This window comes from Paractinoplanes ovalisporus (genome assembly GCF_016834655.1).
GTDB classification, from domain to species: Bacteria; Actinomycetota; Actinomycetes; order Mycobacteriales; family Micromonosporaceae; genus Actinoplanes; species Actinoplanes ovalisporus.
On record NZ_JAENHP010000004.1, the window covers coordinates 678,855 to 694,663 of the forward strand.

General features: G+C 70.9%; 9 protein-coding genes and 1 riboswitch. Of the genes, 6 read left to right on the plus strand and 3 right to left on the minus strand.

Annotated features, from left to right (window positions below; translation table 11 throughout):
- Positions 1-43: 43 nt before the first annotated feature.
- The 4 genes from JIG36_RS17205 to JIG36_RS17220 all read left to right on the plus strand — a co-directional run bounded on the left by JIG36_RS17205 (position 44) and on the right by JIG36_RS17220 (position 6,413).
- The gene (locus tag JIG36_RS17205; protein ID WP_203377258.1) at positions 44-2,806 is read left to right on the plus strand and encodes an alpha/beta fold hydrolase; all 2,763 of its coding nucleotides are present in this window, start codon (positions 44-46) and stop codon (positions 2,804-2,806) included.
- Positions 2,803-3,666, plus strand: coding sequence for an ABC transporter permease (locus tag JIG36_RS17210; RefSeq protein WP_203377259.1), 864 nt, complete (start codon positions 2,803-2,805; stop codon positions 3,664-3,666). The genes JIG36_RS17205 and JIG36_RS17210 overlap by 4 nt, the downstream gene beginning before the upstream one ends.
- A gap of 77 nt (positions 3,667-3,743) precedes the next feature.
- A riboswitch (SAM riboswitch) is annotated at positions 3,744-3,880 on the plus strand.
- A gap of 11 nt (positions 3,881-3,891) precedes the next feature.
- Positions 3,892-5,175, plus strand: a complete 1,284-nt coding sequence (thrC, locus tag JIG36_RS17215; protein WP_203377260.1) for a threonine synthase — start codon at positions 3,892-3,894, stop codon at positions 5,173-5,175.
- A gap of 260 nt (positions 5,176-5,435) precedes the next feature.
- A complete protein-coding gene (locus JIG36_RS17220; protein ID WP_203377261.1) occupies positions 5,436-6,413 on the plus strand; it encodes a GNAT family N-acetyltransferase in 978 nt (325 codons plus the stop codon).
- On the opposite strand, the gene JIG36_RS17225 is transcribed toward JIG36_RS17220, so the two are convergent.
- Positions 6,352-6,843 carry a hypothetical protein gene (locus tag JIG36_RS17225; RefSeq protein ID WP_203377262.1) on the minus strand — a complete coding sequence of 164 codons (492 nt, stop codon included), beginning with the start codon at positions 6,841-6,843 and terminating at the stop codon, positions 6,352-6,354. The genes JIG36_RS17220 and JIG36_RS17225 overlap by 62 nt on opposite strands.
- A complete protein-coding gene (locus JIG36_RS17230; RefSeq protein ID WP_203377263.1) occupies positions 6,843-7,352 on the minus strand; it encodes a GNAT family N-acetyltransferase in 510 nt (169 codons plus the stop codon). Before JIG36_RS17230 ends, JIG36_RS17225 begins: the two co-directional genes overlap by 1 nt.
- Before the next feature lie 97 nt (positions 7,353-7,449).
- Between JIG36_RS17230 and JIG36_RS17235 the strand changes: the two genes are divergently transcribed.
- Positions 7,450-8,367 carry a hypothetical protein gene (locus JIG36_RS17235; protein WP_203377264.1) on the plus strand — a complete coding sequence of 306 codons (918 nt, stop codon included), beginning with the start codon at positions 7,450-7,452 and terminating at the stop codon, positions 8,365-8,367.
- 277 nt (positions 8,368-8,644) lie between these two features.
- Positions 8,645-10,267: a chaperonin GroEL gene (gene groL, locus JIG36_RS17240; RefSeq protein ID WP_203377265.1), complete on the plus strand. Its 1,623-nt coding sequence runs from the start codon at positions 8,645-8,647 to the stop codon at positions 10,265-10,267.
- A 117-nt stretch (positions 10,268-10,384) separates the two neighbouring features.
- On the opposite strand, the gene JIG36_RS17245 is transcribed toward groL, so the two are convergent.
- A complete protein-coding gene (locus JIG36_RS17245) occupies positions 10,385-15,745 on the minus strand; it encodes an Ig-like domain-containing protein (RefSeq protein ID WP_203377266.1) in 5,361 nt (1,786 codons plus the stop codon).
- Between the last annotated feature and the right edge of the window lie 64 nt (positions 15,746-15,809).

Consider the following 15,809-nt stretch of genomic DNA (forward strand, 5'->3'; position numbering starts at 1 on the left):
GTTTCACAGGCATCGCTCAGACGCCTCCGGCTAGCGTTCACGCATGTCTTGGACCAGCCGGCTGCCCCGGCCCACCCGGCGGCGGGTCATCGCCGCCTCGGCCGTCGTCGTGCTGTTGGCCGGCCTCGTGGGCTGGTCGGCCTGGCCCGAGCGCGCGGGCTGGACCTCGCAGGACAAGATGATCACCGTGCTCAGTGGCCCCGAGCGCAACGAGAGCGTGACCCTCGACGCCCGGCTCTACCTGCCCCGCGACCGCGACGGCAAGGTGCCCGCGGTGCTGCTCGCGCACGGCTTCGGCGGCACCAAGGAGTCGATGAGCGACGACGCCGAGTCGCTGGCCGGGCGCGGTTACGCCGTGCTCACCTACACGGCCGAGGGCTTCGGGCGCAGCGGCGGCCAGATCCACCTGAACAGCCCCGACTACGAGATCCGCGACGCGCAGGGCCTGCTCGACTGGCTCGCGGCCCGGCCCGAGATCGAGACCGACGCCGCCGGCGACCCGCGGGTGGGCGTGGTCGGCGGCTCCTACGGCGGGGCGCTGGCGTTGATGCTGGCCGGGCAGGACCCGCGGGTCGACGCGATCGTCCCGTCGATCACCTGGAACGACCTGACCAACGTCTTCCTGCCGCAGTCGGCCGACACGTCGGCCACCGGAGTCTTCAAGAAGGGCTGGGCGGGCGTCTTCTTCGGCAACGGGGGCGCGGTGCCCTCGGCCGAGACGCTGCGCGGGCCGTCCGCGCCGCCGGCCGGGGTGACCATCGACCCGGCCTGCGGGCGGTTCGCGGCCGACGTGTGCCGGGCCTATCTCGACGTCGCGACCAGCGGCGACCCCGACCAGTCGACCCTCGACCTGCTGCGACGGTCGAGCCCGGCCGCGACCGTCGGTCAGATCAAGGCGCCCACGCTGCTCATCCAGGGCGCGGTCGACACACTCTTCCCGCTCAGCGAGGCCGACGCCAACGCGCGCTCGATCGCCGCGACCGGCACCACGGTGCGGGTCGCCTGGTTCACCGGCGGCCACGACGGTGGCGTGGGCCCGCAGACGGATCAGGACAGGGTGAAGTTCCTGACCGCGCAGTGGCTCGACCACTACGTGAAGGGCGAGGGCGAGGCGCCGTCCGACAGCTTCACCTACTCGCGCGTGGCCGGGTTCAGCGCGCTCGACCGGGGGCTCGTGACGAACGGGTACTCCGACGACGCGTACCCGGGCCTGGGCGGAACCGGAAGCACCACCGTGACCCTGCAAGGCCCGGCGCAGCCGATCGCCAACCCGCCGAACGGCAACCCGGGCACGCTCTCGTCACTGCCCGGCACCGGCGGCCGCCTCAGCGAACTGCTTTCCGGGGTCGCCGCCGACATCCCCGGGCAGCATGCGACGTTCGAGTCGGAACCGGTGACCAAGGCGATCGACGTGGTCGGGTCGCCCACCGTGCAGCTGCGGGCCGCCTCGCCGACCGGGGAGGCCACCCTCTTCGTCAAGCTCTACGACGTCGACCAGTCGGGCGCCGAGACGCTGAGCGCGGGCCTGGTCGCCCCGGTGCGGCTGACCGGTCTGCCCGCCTCGCTGGAGGAGTCGGAGGTGCGGACGGTCCGGCTGCCGGCCATCGTGCGCCAGATCGACGCCGGGCACACCGTACGGGTCGTGGTCGCCACCACCGACCAGGCGTTCCTCTCACCGGTCGAGCCGGCCACCTACACGGTCCAGGCCGGCGCGCAGATGACGCTGCCGACCGTGGTGGGCGAGCCGATCGCCAACCCGCAGACGATCTGGCGGTACGTGCTGGGCGCCCTGATCGTGGTGCTCGCGGTGGGGCTGGCCGTGCTGCTGCTCGTACGGCGGCGCCGGCTCCGGCGGCAGCACACGCCGACCGACCCCGAGCACGCCGGTACGCCTCTGGTGGTCAAGGGGCTGCGGAAGGCGTACGGGGACGGGTTTGTCGCCGTCGAAGAGATCAGCTTCACCGTGCAGCGCGGGCAGGTGGTCGGTCTTCTCGGTCCCAACGGCGCCGGCAAGACCACGACGCTGCGGGTGCTGATGGGCCTGACCATGCCGACCGCGGGCGAGGCCCTGGTGTTCGGCCACAAGCTGGTGCCCGGCTCGCCGGTGCTGTCGCGGGTCGGTGCGCTGGTCGAGGGCCCGGGCTTCCTGCCCCACCTGACCGGGCTCGAGAACCTGCGGGCGTACTGGAAGGCCACCGGCCGCCCGTGGGAGGACGCCCGCTTCGACGAGGCGCTCGAGATCGCCGGCCTGGGTGACTCGGTGCACCGCCGCACAAAGAAGTACAGCCACGGCATGCGGCAGCGGCTCGCCATCGCCCAGGCCATGCTCGGCCTGCCCGAACTGCTGGTGCTCGACGAGCCGACCGACGGACTCGACCCGCCGCAGATCGCCGAGATGCGCCGCGTGCTCAAGCGCTACGCCACCGACGGCCGGGCCGTGCTGGTCTCCAGCCACCTGCTGGCAGAGGTGGAGCAGACCTGCACGCACGCGGTCGTGGTCAACAAGGGGCGGATCGTCGCGTCCGGCCCGGTCGAGGAGATCGTCGGCGAGTCCCCGTCGGTGCAGATCGAGGTGTCCGACGTGCCGGCCGCCGAGCGGGTGCTGGGCGAGCTGGGTGTGCGTTCGGTGCTGCCCGACGGGCCGTCCGGGCTGATCGTCGACATGAACGGCACGCCCCGCTCCGAGGTGGTGGCGTCGCTGGTGCGGGCGGGGGTCGCGGTCGACCGGGTGGTGCCGCGCCGTCGCCTGGAAGACGCCTTCCTGGCCCTGGTCGGGGAGAACTCGCGGGGGAGTGGAGACCGATGAGCGTCGACGTGAGCGGAGCGACCGGCTACCGGCCGTCGCGCACCCTGCCGATCTGGGCCGAGGTGCGCCGTCAGGCCTCGCGCCGGCGTACCCAGATCGGCCTGGGGTTCATGGCCGTGCTGCCGCTGATCATCCTGATCGCGTTCGAGTTCGACAGCGGCGGCGGGGACGACGACAACGGCGGCGCGTTCGGCAGCCTGGTCGACCTGGCCACCTCGGGCGGGCTCAACTTCGCGCTGTTCTGCCTGGCCGTCTCGGCCGGCTTCCTGCTGGTCGTGGTGGTGGCGCTGTTCTGCGGCGACACGGTGGCCAGCGAGGCCAGCTGGGGCAGCCTGCGCTATCTGCTGGCGGTTCCCGTGCCCCGGGCCCGGCTGCTCGCGGTCAAGCTGATCGTCGCGCTCGCCTACTCGGCGGTGGCGCTGGCCGTGCTGACCGGGGTCGGGCTGCTCGCCGGCACGCTGCGCTACGGCTGGCATCCGCTCGGCAGCACCATCGCGGCCGAGATCGCCCCCGGGGCGGGTCTGCTGCGGCTGCTCGGCATCGCCGGCTATCTGGCCGTCACGATGCTGGTCGTGGCCGGGCTGGCGTTCCTGCTCGGGGTCATGACCGACGCGCCGCTGGGTGCGGTCGGCGGGGCGGTGATGATCTGGATCCTGTCCAGCATCCTCGACCAGATCACCGCGCTCGGTGCGATCCGCAACGCCCTGCCCACGCATTACAGCGACGCCTGGATGGGGCTGCTGTCCACCCCGGTGCAGGTGGACGACCTGGTGAAGGGTGCGATCAGCGCGATCGTCTATGCCACGATCTGCTGGGGGGTGGCATTCTGGCGCTTCACCCGCAAGGACGTCACCTCCTAGGGGTGATGCTCACACCTTAGGAACCCACGAGCTGATTCGAGGGATCCCGTCGTAAGGTGTTGGAAACACAACTGAATACCTCATCCAGAGGGGCAGAGGGATACGGCCCTGCGAAGCCCCGGCAACCACCACGCATGTCTCGATGACGAGGCCGCGCGCGGCAGGTGCTAATTCCGTCCCCGGCCTGGCAGGTCGCCCCGGGGAAAGATGAGAGGGAAGGCCTCGATGACGTCTACCGTCAGTGCACCTACTGCTACCTCCGCCTCGCCCGCCAAGGGCCTCGTCTGCCGTGCCTGCGGAGCGGAATATCCGCTGGTCGCCCAGCATGCCTGTTACGAGTGTTTCGGCCCGCTCGAGGTGGCCTATGACCAGGAGCTCCTCGCGCGGGTGACCCGTGAGCAGATCGAAGCCGGCCCGCAGAACATCTGGCGTTACGCCGGTCTGCTGCCCGCCGGCCAGGACCCGGCGACCCGGGTCACCCTCGACCCCGGCCTGACCCCGCTGGTGAGCGCGCCCGCCCTGGCCGCAGCGATCGGCCTGCGGGCGCCGCTGTGGGTCAAGGACGACTCGGCCAACCCGACCCACTCGTTCAAGGACCGGGTCGTCTCGGTGGCGCTCACCGCCGCCCGCGGCCTCGGCTTCACCCGCTTCGCCTGCGCCTCCACCGGCAACCTGGCCAACTCGGTCGCCGCCCACGCGGCCCGGGCCGGCGCGCCCAGCATCGTCTTCATCCCGTACGACCTGGAGCAGGGCAAGGTCGTCACGACCGCGGTCTACGGCGGTGACCTGGTCGCCATCGAGGGCTCCTACGACGACGTGAACCGGCTCTGCGGCGAACTGGTCGAGACCGACGAGTTCGAGGACACCGCGTTCGTCAACGTCAACGTCCGGCCGTTCTACGCCGAGGGCTCCAAGACCCTGGGCTACGAGGTGGCCGAGCAGCTCGGCTGGCGCATCCCGGCCCAGGTGGTCATCCCGATGGCCTCCGGTGAGCTGCTGACCAAGGTCGACAAGGCGTTCAGCGAGCTCGTCGAGATCGGCCTGTGCGATGCCCCCGAGGGCGGCTGGACCGTCTTCGGCGCCCAGTCGGCCGGCTGCAACCCGATCGCCACCGCGCTGCACAACGACACCGACGAGATCACCCCGGTCAAGCCGACCGGCATCGCGAAGTCGCTCAACATCGGTGACCCGGCCGCGGGGGCCTACGCGATCGAGGCCGTACGGCGTACCGGCGGCTGGATGGACTACGCCGACGACGACGAGATCCGCGCCGGCATCCGGCTGCTCGCCGAGACGACCGGCGTCTTCGCCGAGACCGCCGGCGGCACGACCGTGGCGGTGCTGAAGAAGCTCGTGGAGAGCGGGAAACTCGACCCGGAGAAGGAGACAGTCGTCTACAACACCGGCGAAGGTCTCAAAACGTTGGACGCGATCTCCGAACTGGTCGGTCCGACCCATCGGATCAAGCCGTCGCTCAAGGGCGCGCGCGAGGCCGGTCTCCTGGGGTAATAACGGTGAGTAACCGAGCTTCTGGCATCAAGTGAGAATTCCATCGCGCGAGGACTTGCGCCGGGATCTCCGGATCGGCAGGATGCTCTCTGCGGGAGGGTGCGGCGCCGTACGCGGCCCCTCACCTCGAGCTTGGCGACAATCTCTCGAGGGGCCCAACGACCCAGTGCCGGAGGCGCTGTGCGTCCGCCCTCCCGACCAACTTTCGAACGACGGAAAATCGTTCGCGCTCTTGGCCGTCGCCCGCAAGGGTGGCGGCCATGCGTGTATCTGTGGGGCCTCTTACCTCGCGCGAGATCGTCTTCGACATCGCCAGCGTCACGGCACATCACGACTGTCCGGACATTCCGTTCTCGATCCGGAAAAACTTCCTCAAGATCTTCGACAATCCGCCACCCGGCTCGCTCGTCGAGCGATATCTGGGCTATCTGGACGGCGAGCCGGTCGGCTATCTCGAACTCGACTTCCCGCAACTGGACAATCTGGAGCTGGTCGGGGTCGACCTGATGGTGCTGCCCGGCCACCGGCGGCAGGGCCTGGGCCGGGCGCTCTACGACGTGGCGGTCGAACGGGCGGCGGCCCACGACCGCAAATACCTGCAGGGCTCCTCGGTCGACCGGCATCCCGACGGCAAGCTGTTCGCCGAGTCGGTCGGGGCCAAGCCGGGGCTGACCGACATCCGCAGCCGGCTCGACGTCACCGCGCTCGACGAGGCACTGCTGGCCGAGCTGCGCAGCGAGGCCGAGAAGCACGCCGAGGGCTACACGCTGCGGAGCTGGGTCGGTGTGCCGCCCGACGACCTTATCGACGGTGTGGCCTACCTGGAGGGCCGGCTCAACGCCGACGCCCCGACCGGAGACCTGGTTATCGAGCCGGAGAAAATGGACGCCGACCGGCTGCGCCAGGGCGAGCAGTCGCGGCAGGCCCGGGGGCGGGTCAGCTATCAGACCGGCGCTCTGCACGACGGCCGGCCGGTCGCCTGGACGTGGATCGTGGCCGAGGCCGACCAGCCCGTCCACGCCTGGCAGAGCACCACGATCGTCGACCCCGACCATCGTGGCCACCGGCTCGGCATGCTCGTCAAGATCGAAAACCTGGCCTACGTACGGGCGGCGAAGCCCCGGCTCGAGGCGATCGACACGTTCAACGCCGCCTCCAACACCTACATGCTCAAGGTCAACCGGGCGATGGGTTTCCGGGCGGCCGACGCTTGGATCGAGTGGCAGAAGGACCTCTGAGCTTGAGCAGCCAGGGCCGCAACGGCAGGTCGGTGGGATAGCCACCGGCCTCCAGGCCCGCGTTCCTCTCGAAGAAGTTGCGGACGCCCCACGAGCCGGTCGTCGCGTACGACCAGCCGCAGGCGACCCAGTAGGCCGGCCAGAACAGCGGCCCGAGCACCGCGTATTGCCCGGCGTGGTGGTGCTCGTGGTCGAACAGGTCGCGGCGCTGCTCGTCGAGCAGCCACTCGGCGCTGCGCCGGGTCAGGATCACCGAGCCGACCGTGAAGCAGGACGCGGGCGGCACCTTCAGGCGGTAGCCCTCGGCGATCAGCACGCCGTGGCGGCCCCGCCGGATCTTGCTGCGCGTGACCAGGGCGATCAGCAGCCCGACCGCCGTGGTGCCGTTGACCGCGGTCAACGCGCCTCGCGCCACGTGCCGGGCGGCCATCACACGCTCCGGCGCATCCGGAGCTCGGTGAGGGTGGGGATCACCGGGTGGGGCACGCGCTCGCCGGTGTCACAGAACCCCAGTTTCTCGTACGCCCGCACGGCCCGGTCGTTGCCGACGACGACCTCGAGCAGCGTGTGGCGCCGGCCCGCGGCCCGCGACCACCCGGACACCGCCTCGATCAGGTCGGCCACCACCTTGCCGCCGCGGTAGGCCGGCGTCACGTAGACCGCGAAGATCACCGTCTCACCCGGGAAGTCGGGCGCCACCGTGCCGCCGGCATGCCCGATCAGCGGCCCGCCGTCGCCCGGGTCGGCCACGAACATCGCCAGGCTGCCGCCGGACGCGGCCTGCACGACCCGCTGCCGGTACGACTCGTGGGACCGCTGGGCGGCCTGGGCGAGCGTCTCGAGGAAGGCGAGCGGGCTGTCGGCGAGCATCTCGAGCCGCAGCGCGCGCATCCGGGCCGCGTCCTCCCGTCTCACCCGGTGCACGTTCCAGCTGCCCATGGCGTCCTGACTACCCTGCGCAGGCGCGGGCGGCAAGCGGGTTGGCAGGAATCGGACGGGGTGGCGGGCGGCGCGGGTGCTGGGGCAAGGTGTGCTGGTGAACGACGGCGAGGCACGCATCTTCATGGTCGAGGAACCGGTGGTGGCCGCCGCCGATCCCTTCGACCCCGAGGGGCGTACGGCCGATCTGAGCTGGCGGCGCGACCTCGGTCCCGAGCTGCCGGCCGTCACCGACCCGCTCGTGGCCGGGCCGGGGCTGGCCGCGTGGGCCCGCCGGTTCGGCCGGGTCGTCGCGCGGCACGCCGCCCACCTGCTGCCGGTCATGCTGCTCGTCGCGCTGCCGACCCACTTCTTCGTCGGCCGGGTCGACGACACGATCGTGGCCGCCCCCGCCCTGGCCGACCTGGTCGGCGGGTTCGGCCTGCTCCTGCTCCCGGCCATGTGGCTGGCCTATCTCGCGGTGTCCGCCCTGCCGCTGGTGCTGAGCCTGGCCGGCGCCGCCGGCGTGGTGCTGCCGGCCGCCGCCGAGGGCCTGCGACCCCGCCCGGGCCGGGTGTGGGCGCTGGTCTCGATGCGGCTGCGGGCCCTGTGGCTCTGGTTCTCCGGGTTCGGCCTGCTCACCGGCGGCCTGCCCCTGCTGCTGACCGAGGAGCAGGTGGGCACGGCGGGCGGTCTGGTCGCGATCGTGTTCGCGATCGGCTCGACCGTGGCGTTGACCTTCGGCGGGCTGCTCGGCTGCGTGGTGCTGGTCGAGCGTGGGCGTGGTCCGCGCCGCGCGATGCACCTGCTCTCCCACTCGCGACCGGCCGGGCTGATCGTCGCCGCGGCCGCGGCCACGGTGGTGCCCCGGATGGTCGACTACGCCTTCGGCGGGCTGGCCGCGACGGTGGCCGGAGTGCTGCTGGTTCAGCTGTGGGCGATCGCGGCCCTGGTGACGTACGGGCAGGCCCGCCGAGCCGTGGAACCGGTGACCAGCCGATCCCTGTTCGCGGAGCTCGGCGCCCCGGAGGAGTGACCGCCGCCGGAGGCCGGGGTTTTCTTGCACTCGCACCCCCGGAGTGCTAAACAAGTCATTGGCACTCGGGACTCCTGAGTGCCAAGCAGGTCGGGACGGTGGGGTCTCGGTCGCGGCGTCGCCATCGGCGCCGGGGCACGGGGCCGGTCGTCGCGGGCTATCCGGCTCGGCCTGAGGACGTCACGACGCCAGGTGGTGACGTCCGCAGAGTTCCGCACACGTGCGGGGGCGGGGCCAGGCGGCCCGGCACCTCGAATGTCCAGGAGGACACAGCCGTATGGCCAAGATCATCGCATTTGACGAGGAAGCTCGTCGCGGCCTCGAGCGGGGCATGAACCAGCTCGCCGACGCCGTCAAGGTGACGCTCGGCCCCAAGGGCCGCAACGTCGTGCTCGAGAAGAAGTGGGGCGCTCCCACCATCACCAACGATGGTGTGTCGATCGCCAAGGAGATCGAGCTCGAGGACTCCTACGAGAAGATCGGCGCCGAGCTGGTCAAGGAGGTCGCGAAGAAGACCGACGACGTTGCCGGTGACGGCACGACGACGGCGACCGTCCTCGCCCAGGCGCTGGTCCGTGAGGGTCTGCGCAACGTGGCCGCCGGCGCCAACCCGATGGCCCTCAAGCGGGGCATCGAGGCCGCCGTGGCCAGCGTCTCGGAGGGTCTGACCCAGATCTCCAAGGACGTGGAGACCAAGGAGCAGATCGCTTCGACCGCCTCCATCTCCGCCGGTGACTCCACGGTCGGCGAGATCATCGCCGAGGCCATGGACAAGGTCGGCAAGGAAGGCGTCATCACCGTCGAGGAGAGCAACACCTTCGGCCTCGAGCTCGAGCTCACCGAGGGCATGCGCTTCGACAAGGGCTTCGTGTCGGCCTACTTCATGACCGACGCCGAGCGCATGGAGGCCGTCTTCGACGACCCCTACATCCTGATCGCGAACAGCAAGATCTCCGCGGTGAAGGACCTCCTCCCGGTTCTGGAGAAGGTCATGCAGGGCGGCAAGCCGCTCGTCATCATCGCCGAGGACGTCGAGGGCGAGGCCCTGGCCACCCTGGTCGTCAACAAGGTCCGCGGCACCTTCAAGTCGGTCGCCGTCAAGGCCCCCGGCTTCGGTGACCGTCGCAAGGCCATGCTCGAGGACATCGCCATCCTCACCGGTGGCGCCGTCATCAGCGAAGAGGTCGGCCTCAAGCTGGAGAACGCCGACCTGAGCCTGCTGGGCCAGGCCCGCAAGATCGTCATCACCAAGGACGAGACCACCGTCGTCGACGGCGCGGGCAACGCCGAGCAGATCCAGGGCCGGGTCAACCAGATCCGCGCCGAGATCGAGAAGTCGGACTCCGACTACGACCGCGAGAAGCTGCAGGAGCGCCTGGCCAAGCTGGCCGGCGGTGTTGCGGTCATCAAGGTCGGCGCGGCCACCGAGGTCGAGCTCAAGGAGCGCAAGCACCGCATCGAGGACGCCGTTCGCAACGCGAAGGCGGCCGTCGAGGAGGGCATCGTGCCCGGTGGTGGCGTCGCCCTGGTGCAGGCCGGCAAGACCGCGTTCGACAAGCTGGACCTGGCCGGCGACGAGGCGACCGGTGCGCAGATCGTCAAGGTCGCGCTCGACGCCCCGCTGCGTCAGATCGCCGTGAACGCCGGCCTCGAGGGTGGCGTCGTGGTCGAGAAGGTGCGCAACCTCGAAGCGGGTCACGGCCTCAACGCCGCGACCGGTGAGTACGTCGACCTGCTGGCCGCGGGCATCATCGACCCGGCCAAGGTCACCCGCTCGGCGCTGCAGAACGCCGCGTCGATCGCCGCGCTGTTCCTCACCACCGAGGCCGTCGTGGCCGACAAGCCCGAGAAGACCCCGGCTCCGGCCGGCGCCCCGGGCGGCGGTGACATGGACTTCTGAGTCCAGTCCTAGCACCAACCAAGAGAGGCAGGTCGCCTGGCGACCTGCCTCTCTTGCTGTCCAGCTCCGCTGCGGTCCTAGCCGCGGTGGCGGCCGGTGGCGCAGCTTGTGTGACGCCTAGCCGCGGTGGCGGCCCGGGCGGTGGCGGCCCGGACCGTGCAGGCCGAGCGCGGCCAGCCGCAGCCGGTCGCCGCCCGCCATCAGCAGGAACCCGCCGACCAGGACGGCGATACCGCCCGCGACCACGACCGAGATGATGTCCGCGCCGGTCTTGGCCAGCTTGCCGTTGCCCGCCCCGACGTCGGTCGCGGCCGGGTCCACGGTGACCGTGACGATCGCCGTGGCGCTGCCGCCGTGACCGTCGCTGATCGTGTAGGTGAACGAGTCCGTGCCGCCGGCGTAGCTCTGGTTCGGCGCGTAGGTGACCGTGCCGTCCTGGTTGAGCACCGCCGTGCCGTGCTTCGGCTTGCCGATCTTGACGACCGTCAGCTTGTCGCCGTTGGCGTCGGTGTCGTTCTTCAGCGGCGCGATCACCACCGAGTCACCGGCGCCGACCGAGACGTTGTCGTTCTTCGCGACCGGCTTGGTGTTGGTGCCGGCCACCTTGATCGTGATCGTGCCCTCGGCCGGGTTGCCGTTGGCGTCGACCGCCTCGTAGGTGAAGGTGTCGGTGCCGCTGAAGCCCTTGGCCGCCACGTAGGTGACCGTGCCGTCCGCGTTGAGCCTGGCCGTGCCGTGCCGGGGCTTGCCGATCGACTTCACCGTCACCGGCACGCCGTGCTCGTCCACTGTGGGCAGGGTGATCGTCACGCCCACGCCGGGCTTGGCGGTCAGCGACTTGTCCGGCACCACGGGCGGGGCGCCGACGGTGATGGTGACCGTCGTGGTGACGTGGTTCCCGTCGCCGTCCACGGCCGTGTAACTGAACTTCGCGACGCCGGTGAAGCCGGCCGGCGGCGTGTATTTCACCTTGCCGCCGACGATCACCGCGGTGCCCTGGTCGGGCGTGGTCACGCTGCTCAGGGTCAGGCTCTTGTCCGGGTCGAGGTCGTTCGCGAGCACCGGCACGGTGACGGCCTGCTGGTAGGGCGTGGTCCGCTCGTCCGGCACCGCGACCGCCGCGCCCGAGCTGACGGTCACGGTGACCGTCGCCTGGGCGGTGCCGCCCTGACCGTCGCTGATCGTGTAGGTGAACGTGTCGATGCCGGCGTAGTCGGCGGCCGCCTTGTAGCGGACCTTGCCGTTCACGATGGTGGCGGTGCCGTGGGCCGGGGTGCCGACCGTGGTCACGGTCAGCTTCTGACCGGTGTTGGGGTCGGTGTCGTTGGCCAGCACGTCCACGTCGACCTGCTTGCCCGCGAGCACGGCGGCCGCGTCGTCGTCGGCGACCGGGGCGGCGTTGGCCACCGCGACGGTCACCGTGCCGGTGACGGTGTTGCCGGCGGCGTCCCGCACCACGTAGGTGAAGGTGTCGTCGCCGCTGAAGCCGGTGGCCGGCGTGTACCGGACCTTGCCGTCCACGATGGTCGCGGTGCCGTGCCCCGGGGTGCCCACCGACAGCAGCGTCAGCGCGCCGCCCTCGGGGTCGGTGTCGTTGCCCAGCACCGCGATGTCGACGGCGGTGCCGCCCTTGGTGGTGGCGGTGTCGGCGGCCGCGGTCGGCAGCGCGTCGATGACGATGGTGACCGTGGCCGTGGCGGTGAGGCCCAGGTCGTCGGTGAGCACGTAGTCGAACGTGTCGGTGCCGCCGGTGAGCGCGTTCGGGCGGTAGCCCACGGTGCCGTCCGCGTTGAGGGTGACCGTGCCCTTGGCCGGGCTGCCGAGGGTGGCGACGCTCAGCTTCTGGCCGGTGTTCGGGTCGCGGTCGTTGGCGAGCAGGTCCAGCTTCGTGGTCACGCCGGGGCGTACGACGAACCGGTCGTCGACGGCGATGGGCGCGGCGTTGCGCACGGTGACCGTGATGGTCGCCGTCGCGGTGAGGCCGTGCACGTCGCTGGTCGAGTAGGTGAAGGCGTCGGTGCCGAACCAGCCGGCGTTCGGGGTGTAGGTGACGGTGCCGTCGGCGTTGCGGACCGCGGTGCCCCGGCCGGGCGGGGTGATCGCGGTGACCCGCAGGGCGTCGCCGTTCGCGTCGCTGTCGTTGCCCAGCGGCGTGATGGTGACCGCGGTGTCGGTGTCGGTGCTGGTGGCGTCGTCGCGGGCGTCCGGCGCGGTGTTGATGACGCCGACCGTCACGGTGGCGCCGTCCTGGCCGCCCCGGCCGTCCGCGACCGTGTAGTGGAACGAGTCGCCGCCGGCGTAGCCCGCGGCCGGCGTGTAGGTGACCTTGCCGCTCGCGTCCACCGAGGCGGTGCCGTGCTGCGGCGCCACGTCGATCGTCACGGTCAGCGGGTCGTTGTTCGGGTCGGAGTCGTTGGCCAGCACCGCGATGGTGGCGACGGTGCCCGACGGCACGGTGACCGGGTCGGGCCTGGCGATCGGTGCGCCGTTGGTGACGACGATGCTGATCTTCTTGGTGTCGGTGCCGCCGTGACCGTCGCCGACCGTGAAGTCGAAGCTGTCGTTGCCGGTGTAGGCGGTGGTCGGGGTGTAGGTGAGGGTGCCGTCGGCGTTCCGGGCCACGCTGCCGTAGGTCGGGTTGGTCCAGCCGGTGACCGTCAACGTGTCGCCGTTCGGGTCGTTCGAGCCGAGCAGCGCGTCGATGCGGACGGCGGTGTCGGTGGCCGTGTGCACCGACTGGTCGGCCGCGGTGGGCGCGGCGTTGGCGACGGTCACGGTGACGGTCGCGGTGGCGTCGTCGGAGCCGTCGGTCACCACGTACGTGAAGGTCGCGTCACCGGAGAACCCGGCCGGCGCCTGATAGACGATCTTGCCGGCGGTGATGGTGGCGGTGCCGTGCGCGGGCGTGCCGACCGACTTGATCGTCAGCGGGTCGTTGTTGGCGTCGGTGTCGTTGTGCAGCACGTCGATCGTGACGCTGCCGCGGTAGGCGACGCCGGCCAGGTCGTCGGCGGCGACCGGCTTGGCGTTGTCCACGGCGACCCGGATCTGGCCGGTGGTCCGTGCGCCCAGGCTGTCCTCGACGGCGTACGTGAAGGTCGCGGTGCCGGTGAAGCCCGCGGCCGGGGTGTAGCTGACCACGTTGCCGGTCAGCGTGGCCGACCCCGCGCCGGCCGGCGGCTGGGTGATCGAGGCGACGTGGATCGGGTGGTTGTTCGGGTCGGAGTCGTTGTCCAGCACCGGGATGTCGATGCGGGTGGCGGCCGCGGTGGCGCGGGTGTCGTCGACCGCCACCGGGGCGGCGTTGTCCGTGGTCACGGTGACGGTCGCGGTGTCGCTGCCGCCCTCGCCGTCGGCGACGAAATAGCCGAACGAGTCGGTGCCGGCCCAGCCCAGGTCGGGGGTGTAGGTGATGGTGCGGTCGGCGTCGACGACCACGTTGCCGTGCGCCGGCGGGGTGCCCAGCGTGACGGTGAGGTCGGCGCGGGCGTTGTCCGGGTCGTTGTCGTTCGCCCGTACGTCGATCCGGACCGCGACGCCGTTGGTGGTGTTCGCGGTGTCGGCCGTGGCCTGGGGCGCCGAGTTGACGCGGACGGCGGCCGAGGCGGTGTTGTTGGGCCCAACCGCGTCGGCGCCGGCGCCCGAGACCTGGACCGAGGCGACCGCGCCGGCAGCGGCACCGGCGGCGACCGTGGCCGGGATGACGAACGTGGCCTGGGTGTTCTTGAGCAGCGCACCGGCCGAGCAGGTGACGACCGGGCCCGCGACTGTGCAGCCCGAGGGCAGCGGACCGGTGGTGACGCCGGCCGGCAGGGTCAGCTCGGCCTTCGCGGCCGGCTCGAGGTCGGTGCCGTTGTTGGTGACGACGACGGTGTAGGTGACGCCGTTCGGGGAGGCGGCCCGCTGCACCGCGGTCGGGGAGACGCTGAGCGCCGCCGACAGGTCCGCGTGCGGCTGCTGCACGGTCATGCCGGTCGTGGCCGGGACGCCGTTGACGGTCATGCCGGTGAACTGGGCCTTGTAGGTGGAGTTGGCCAGGTTGGTGATCGGGTAGCCGGCCGGGGTGTCGTTGTCGACCTTGACCCGGAACGTCAGCGTCGTGGTGTCGTTGTGCGCCAGCGTCCCGACGTTGTACGTGGCGGTTCCGCCCGCGAACTGGGCGGAGTCGTCGCCCGAGGCGTCGGTCTTCGAGGCGCCGGCGATCGTGAGCGAACCGGGCACGTACGTGGTGTGCGTCGGGATCGCGTCGGTGAGCACGGTCTGCAGGGCGGTGTCGGTGCCGTCGTTCCGGACGGTGATCGTGTACTCGATCACGTCGCCCGGCAGCAGGTCGCCGCCGTCGGTGTCCACGCCGGTCACCGTGGACTGCACGTCCGGGGCGAACAGATCGGTGGTGAAGGTGACCACGCCCGGATAGAACGTCTCACCGCCGGTGGTCAGCGTCAGCTCGGCGTTCTGCACGTTGTTCTGGAGCTTGCCGCTCGCGTCGAACTGGTCGATGTCGACGCCCATCAGGTTCTTGTTGGCGGGCGAGCGGTCGCTGGTGAGGTTCGTACCGGCCTGACTGACGGTGCTGTTGAAGAAGTTGTCCTCGGGGTTGGCGGTGTCCGACATCTTCTGGTTGTCGAGCATCAGGTTGTCGCCGGTCAGCCCGAGGTCACCCTCGTAGACGACCGTGCCGACGGTGGCGTGCACGGTGCCGCTCTGCGGGGTCTGGAAGCCGCTGACCCCGATCTTCACGCTGCTGTCGGCGCTGTTGCTGTTGACCACGCCGAAGCCGTCGAAGATGCGCAGGCTGTGCATGGGCTCGGCCGAGTTCTGGTAGGCGATCGCGAGCGCCCAGCCGGCGTACCGGTCCTTGCCCGTACCGGCCTGGATGTCGGCCACGCTGTAGACACCGCTGCCCGCGCCCGAGACGAGCGCGGTCACGTCGGCGAAGCCCTGGTAGGCGTAGTTCGTGCCGTTCGTGAACACGGTCGACGCGGTCACCGGGTTCCAGGTCGCGGCGGCCGGCGTACGGAACTTGACCGTGCCCTTGTCCGCCGCGCTCCGGGCGGCCGCGCCGCTGTTGCCGGCGGACGTGTCGGCGCTCCAGTAGAGCCCCGCGAACAGCACCTTGCTGCCCGCCGGAAGGCTGAGGGTCGCCGTGCTGTCGTTGAACGTGGCCGGGTCACCGTCCACGTCCGCGTACTGCATGACGTAGTTGTTGTTGTTCAGCGTGCCGAGGACGTTGCCGGTGGCCACGCCGTTCTGGCCGTCGGTGCAGGCCGCCAGCGCGGGCGGGCACACCATGTTGGTGTTGCCACGCAGCAGGATCGAGCCGTTGACGTTGGCCTGGAAACGGGAGCTGAAAGCGGTGGTGATGGCCGCGTCCGCCCGGTTACCCAGGATCGTGATCGTCGCGGTCAGGGCGACCGCCGTCACGACCACCAGGACCAGCGTCCGGTAGGCCTTGGACCGCAGAACGGCTCGGTGCATTCAGATCCCCGTTGTCTCGAGGCCGGCGACCGGGACTCCGCTGGTCCAGGCCAAGATCTGACGC

Excerpts from the sequence above, each read along its gene's own strand:
- JIG36_RS17205 (WP_203377258.1), top strand. The coding sequence starts at position 44 with ATGTCTTGGACCAGCCGGCTGCCCCGGCCCACCCGGCGGCGGGTCATC.
- JIG36_RS17210 (WP_203377259.1), top strand. The coding sequence starts at position 2,803 with ATGAGCGTCGACGTGAGCGGAGCGACCGGCTACCGGCCGTCGCGCACC.
- thrC (WP_203377260.1), top strand. The coding sequence starts at position 3,892 with ATGACGTCTACCGTCAGTGCACCTACTGCTACCTCCGCCTCGCCCGCC.
- JIG36_RS17220 (WP_203377261.1), top strand. The coding sequence starts at position 5,436 with ATGCGTGTATCTGTGGGGCCTCTTACCTCGCGCGAGATCGTCTTCGAC.
- JIG36_RS17225 (WP_203377262.1), bottom strand. The coding sequence starts at position 6,843 with ATGGCCGCCCGGCACGTGGCGCGAGGCGCGTTGACCGCGGTCAACGGC.
- JIG36_RS17230 (WP_203377263.1), bottom strand. The coding sequence starts at position 7,352 with ATGGGCAGCTGGAACGTGCACCGGGTGAGACGGGAGGACGCGGCCCGG.
- groL (WP_203377265.1), top strand. The coding sequence starts at position 8,645 with ATGGCCAAGATCATCGCATTTGACGAGGAAGCTCGTCGCGGCCTCGAG.
- JIG36_RS17245 (WP_203377266.1), bottom strand. The coding sequence starts at position 15,745 with ATGCACCGAGCCGTTCTGCGGTCCAAGGCCTACCGGACGCTGGTCCTG.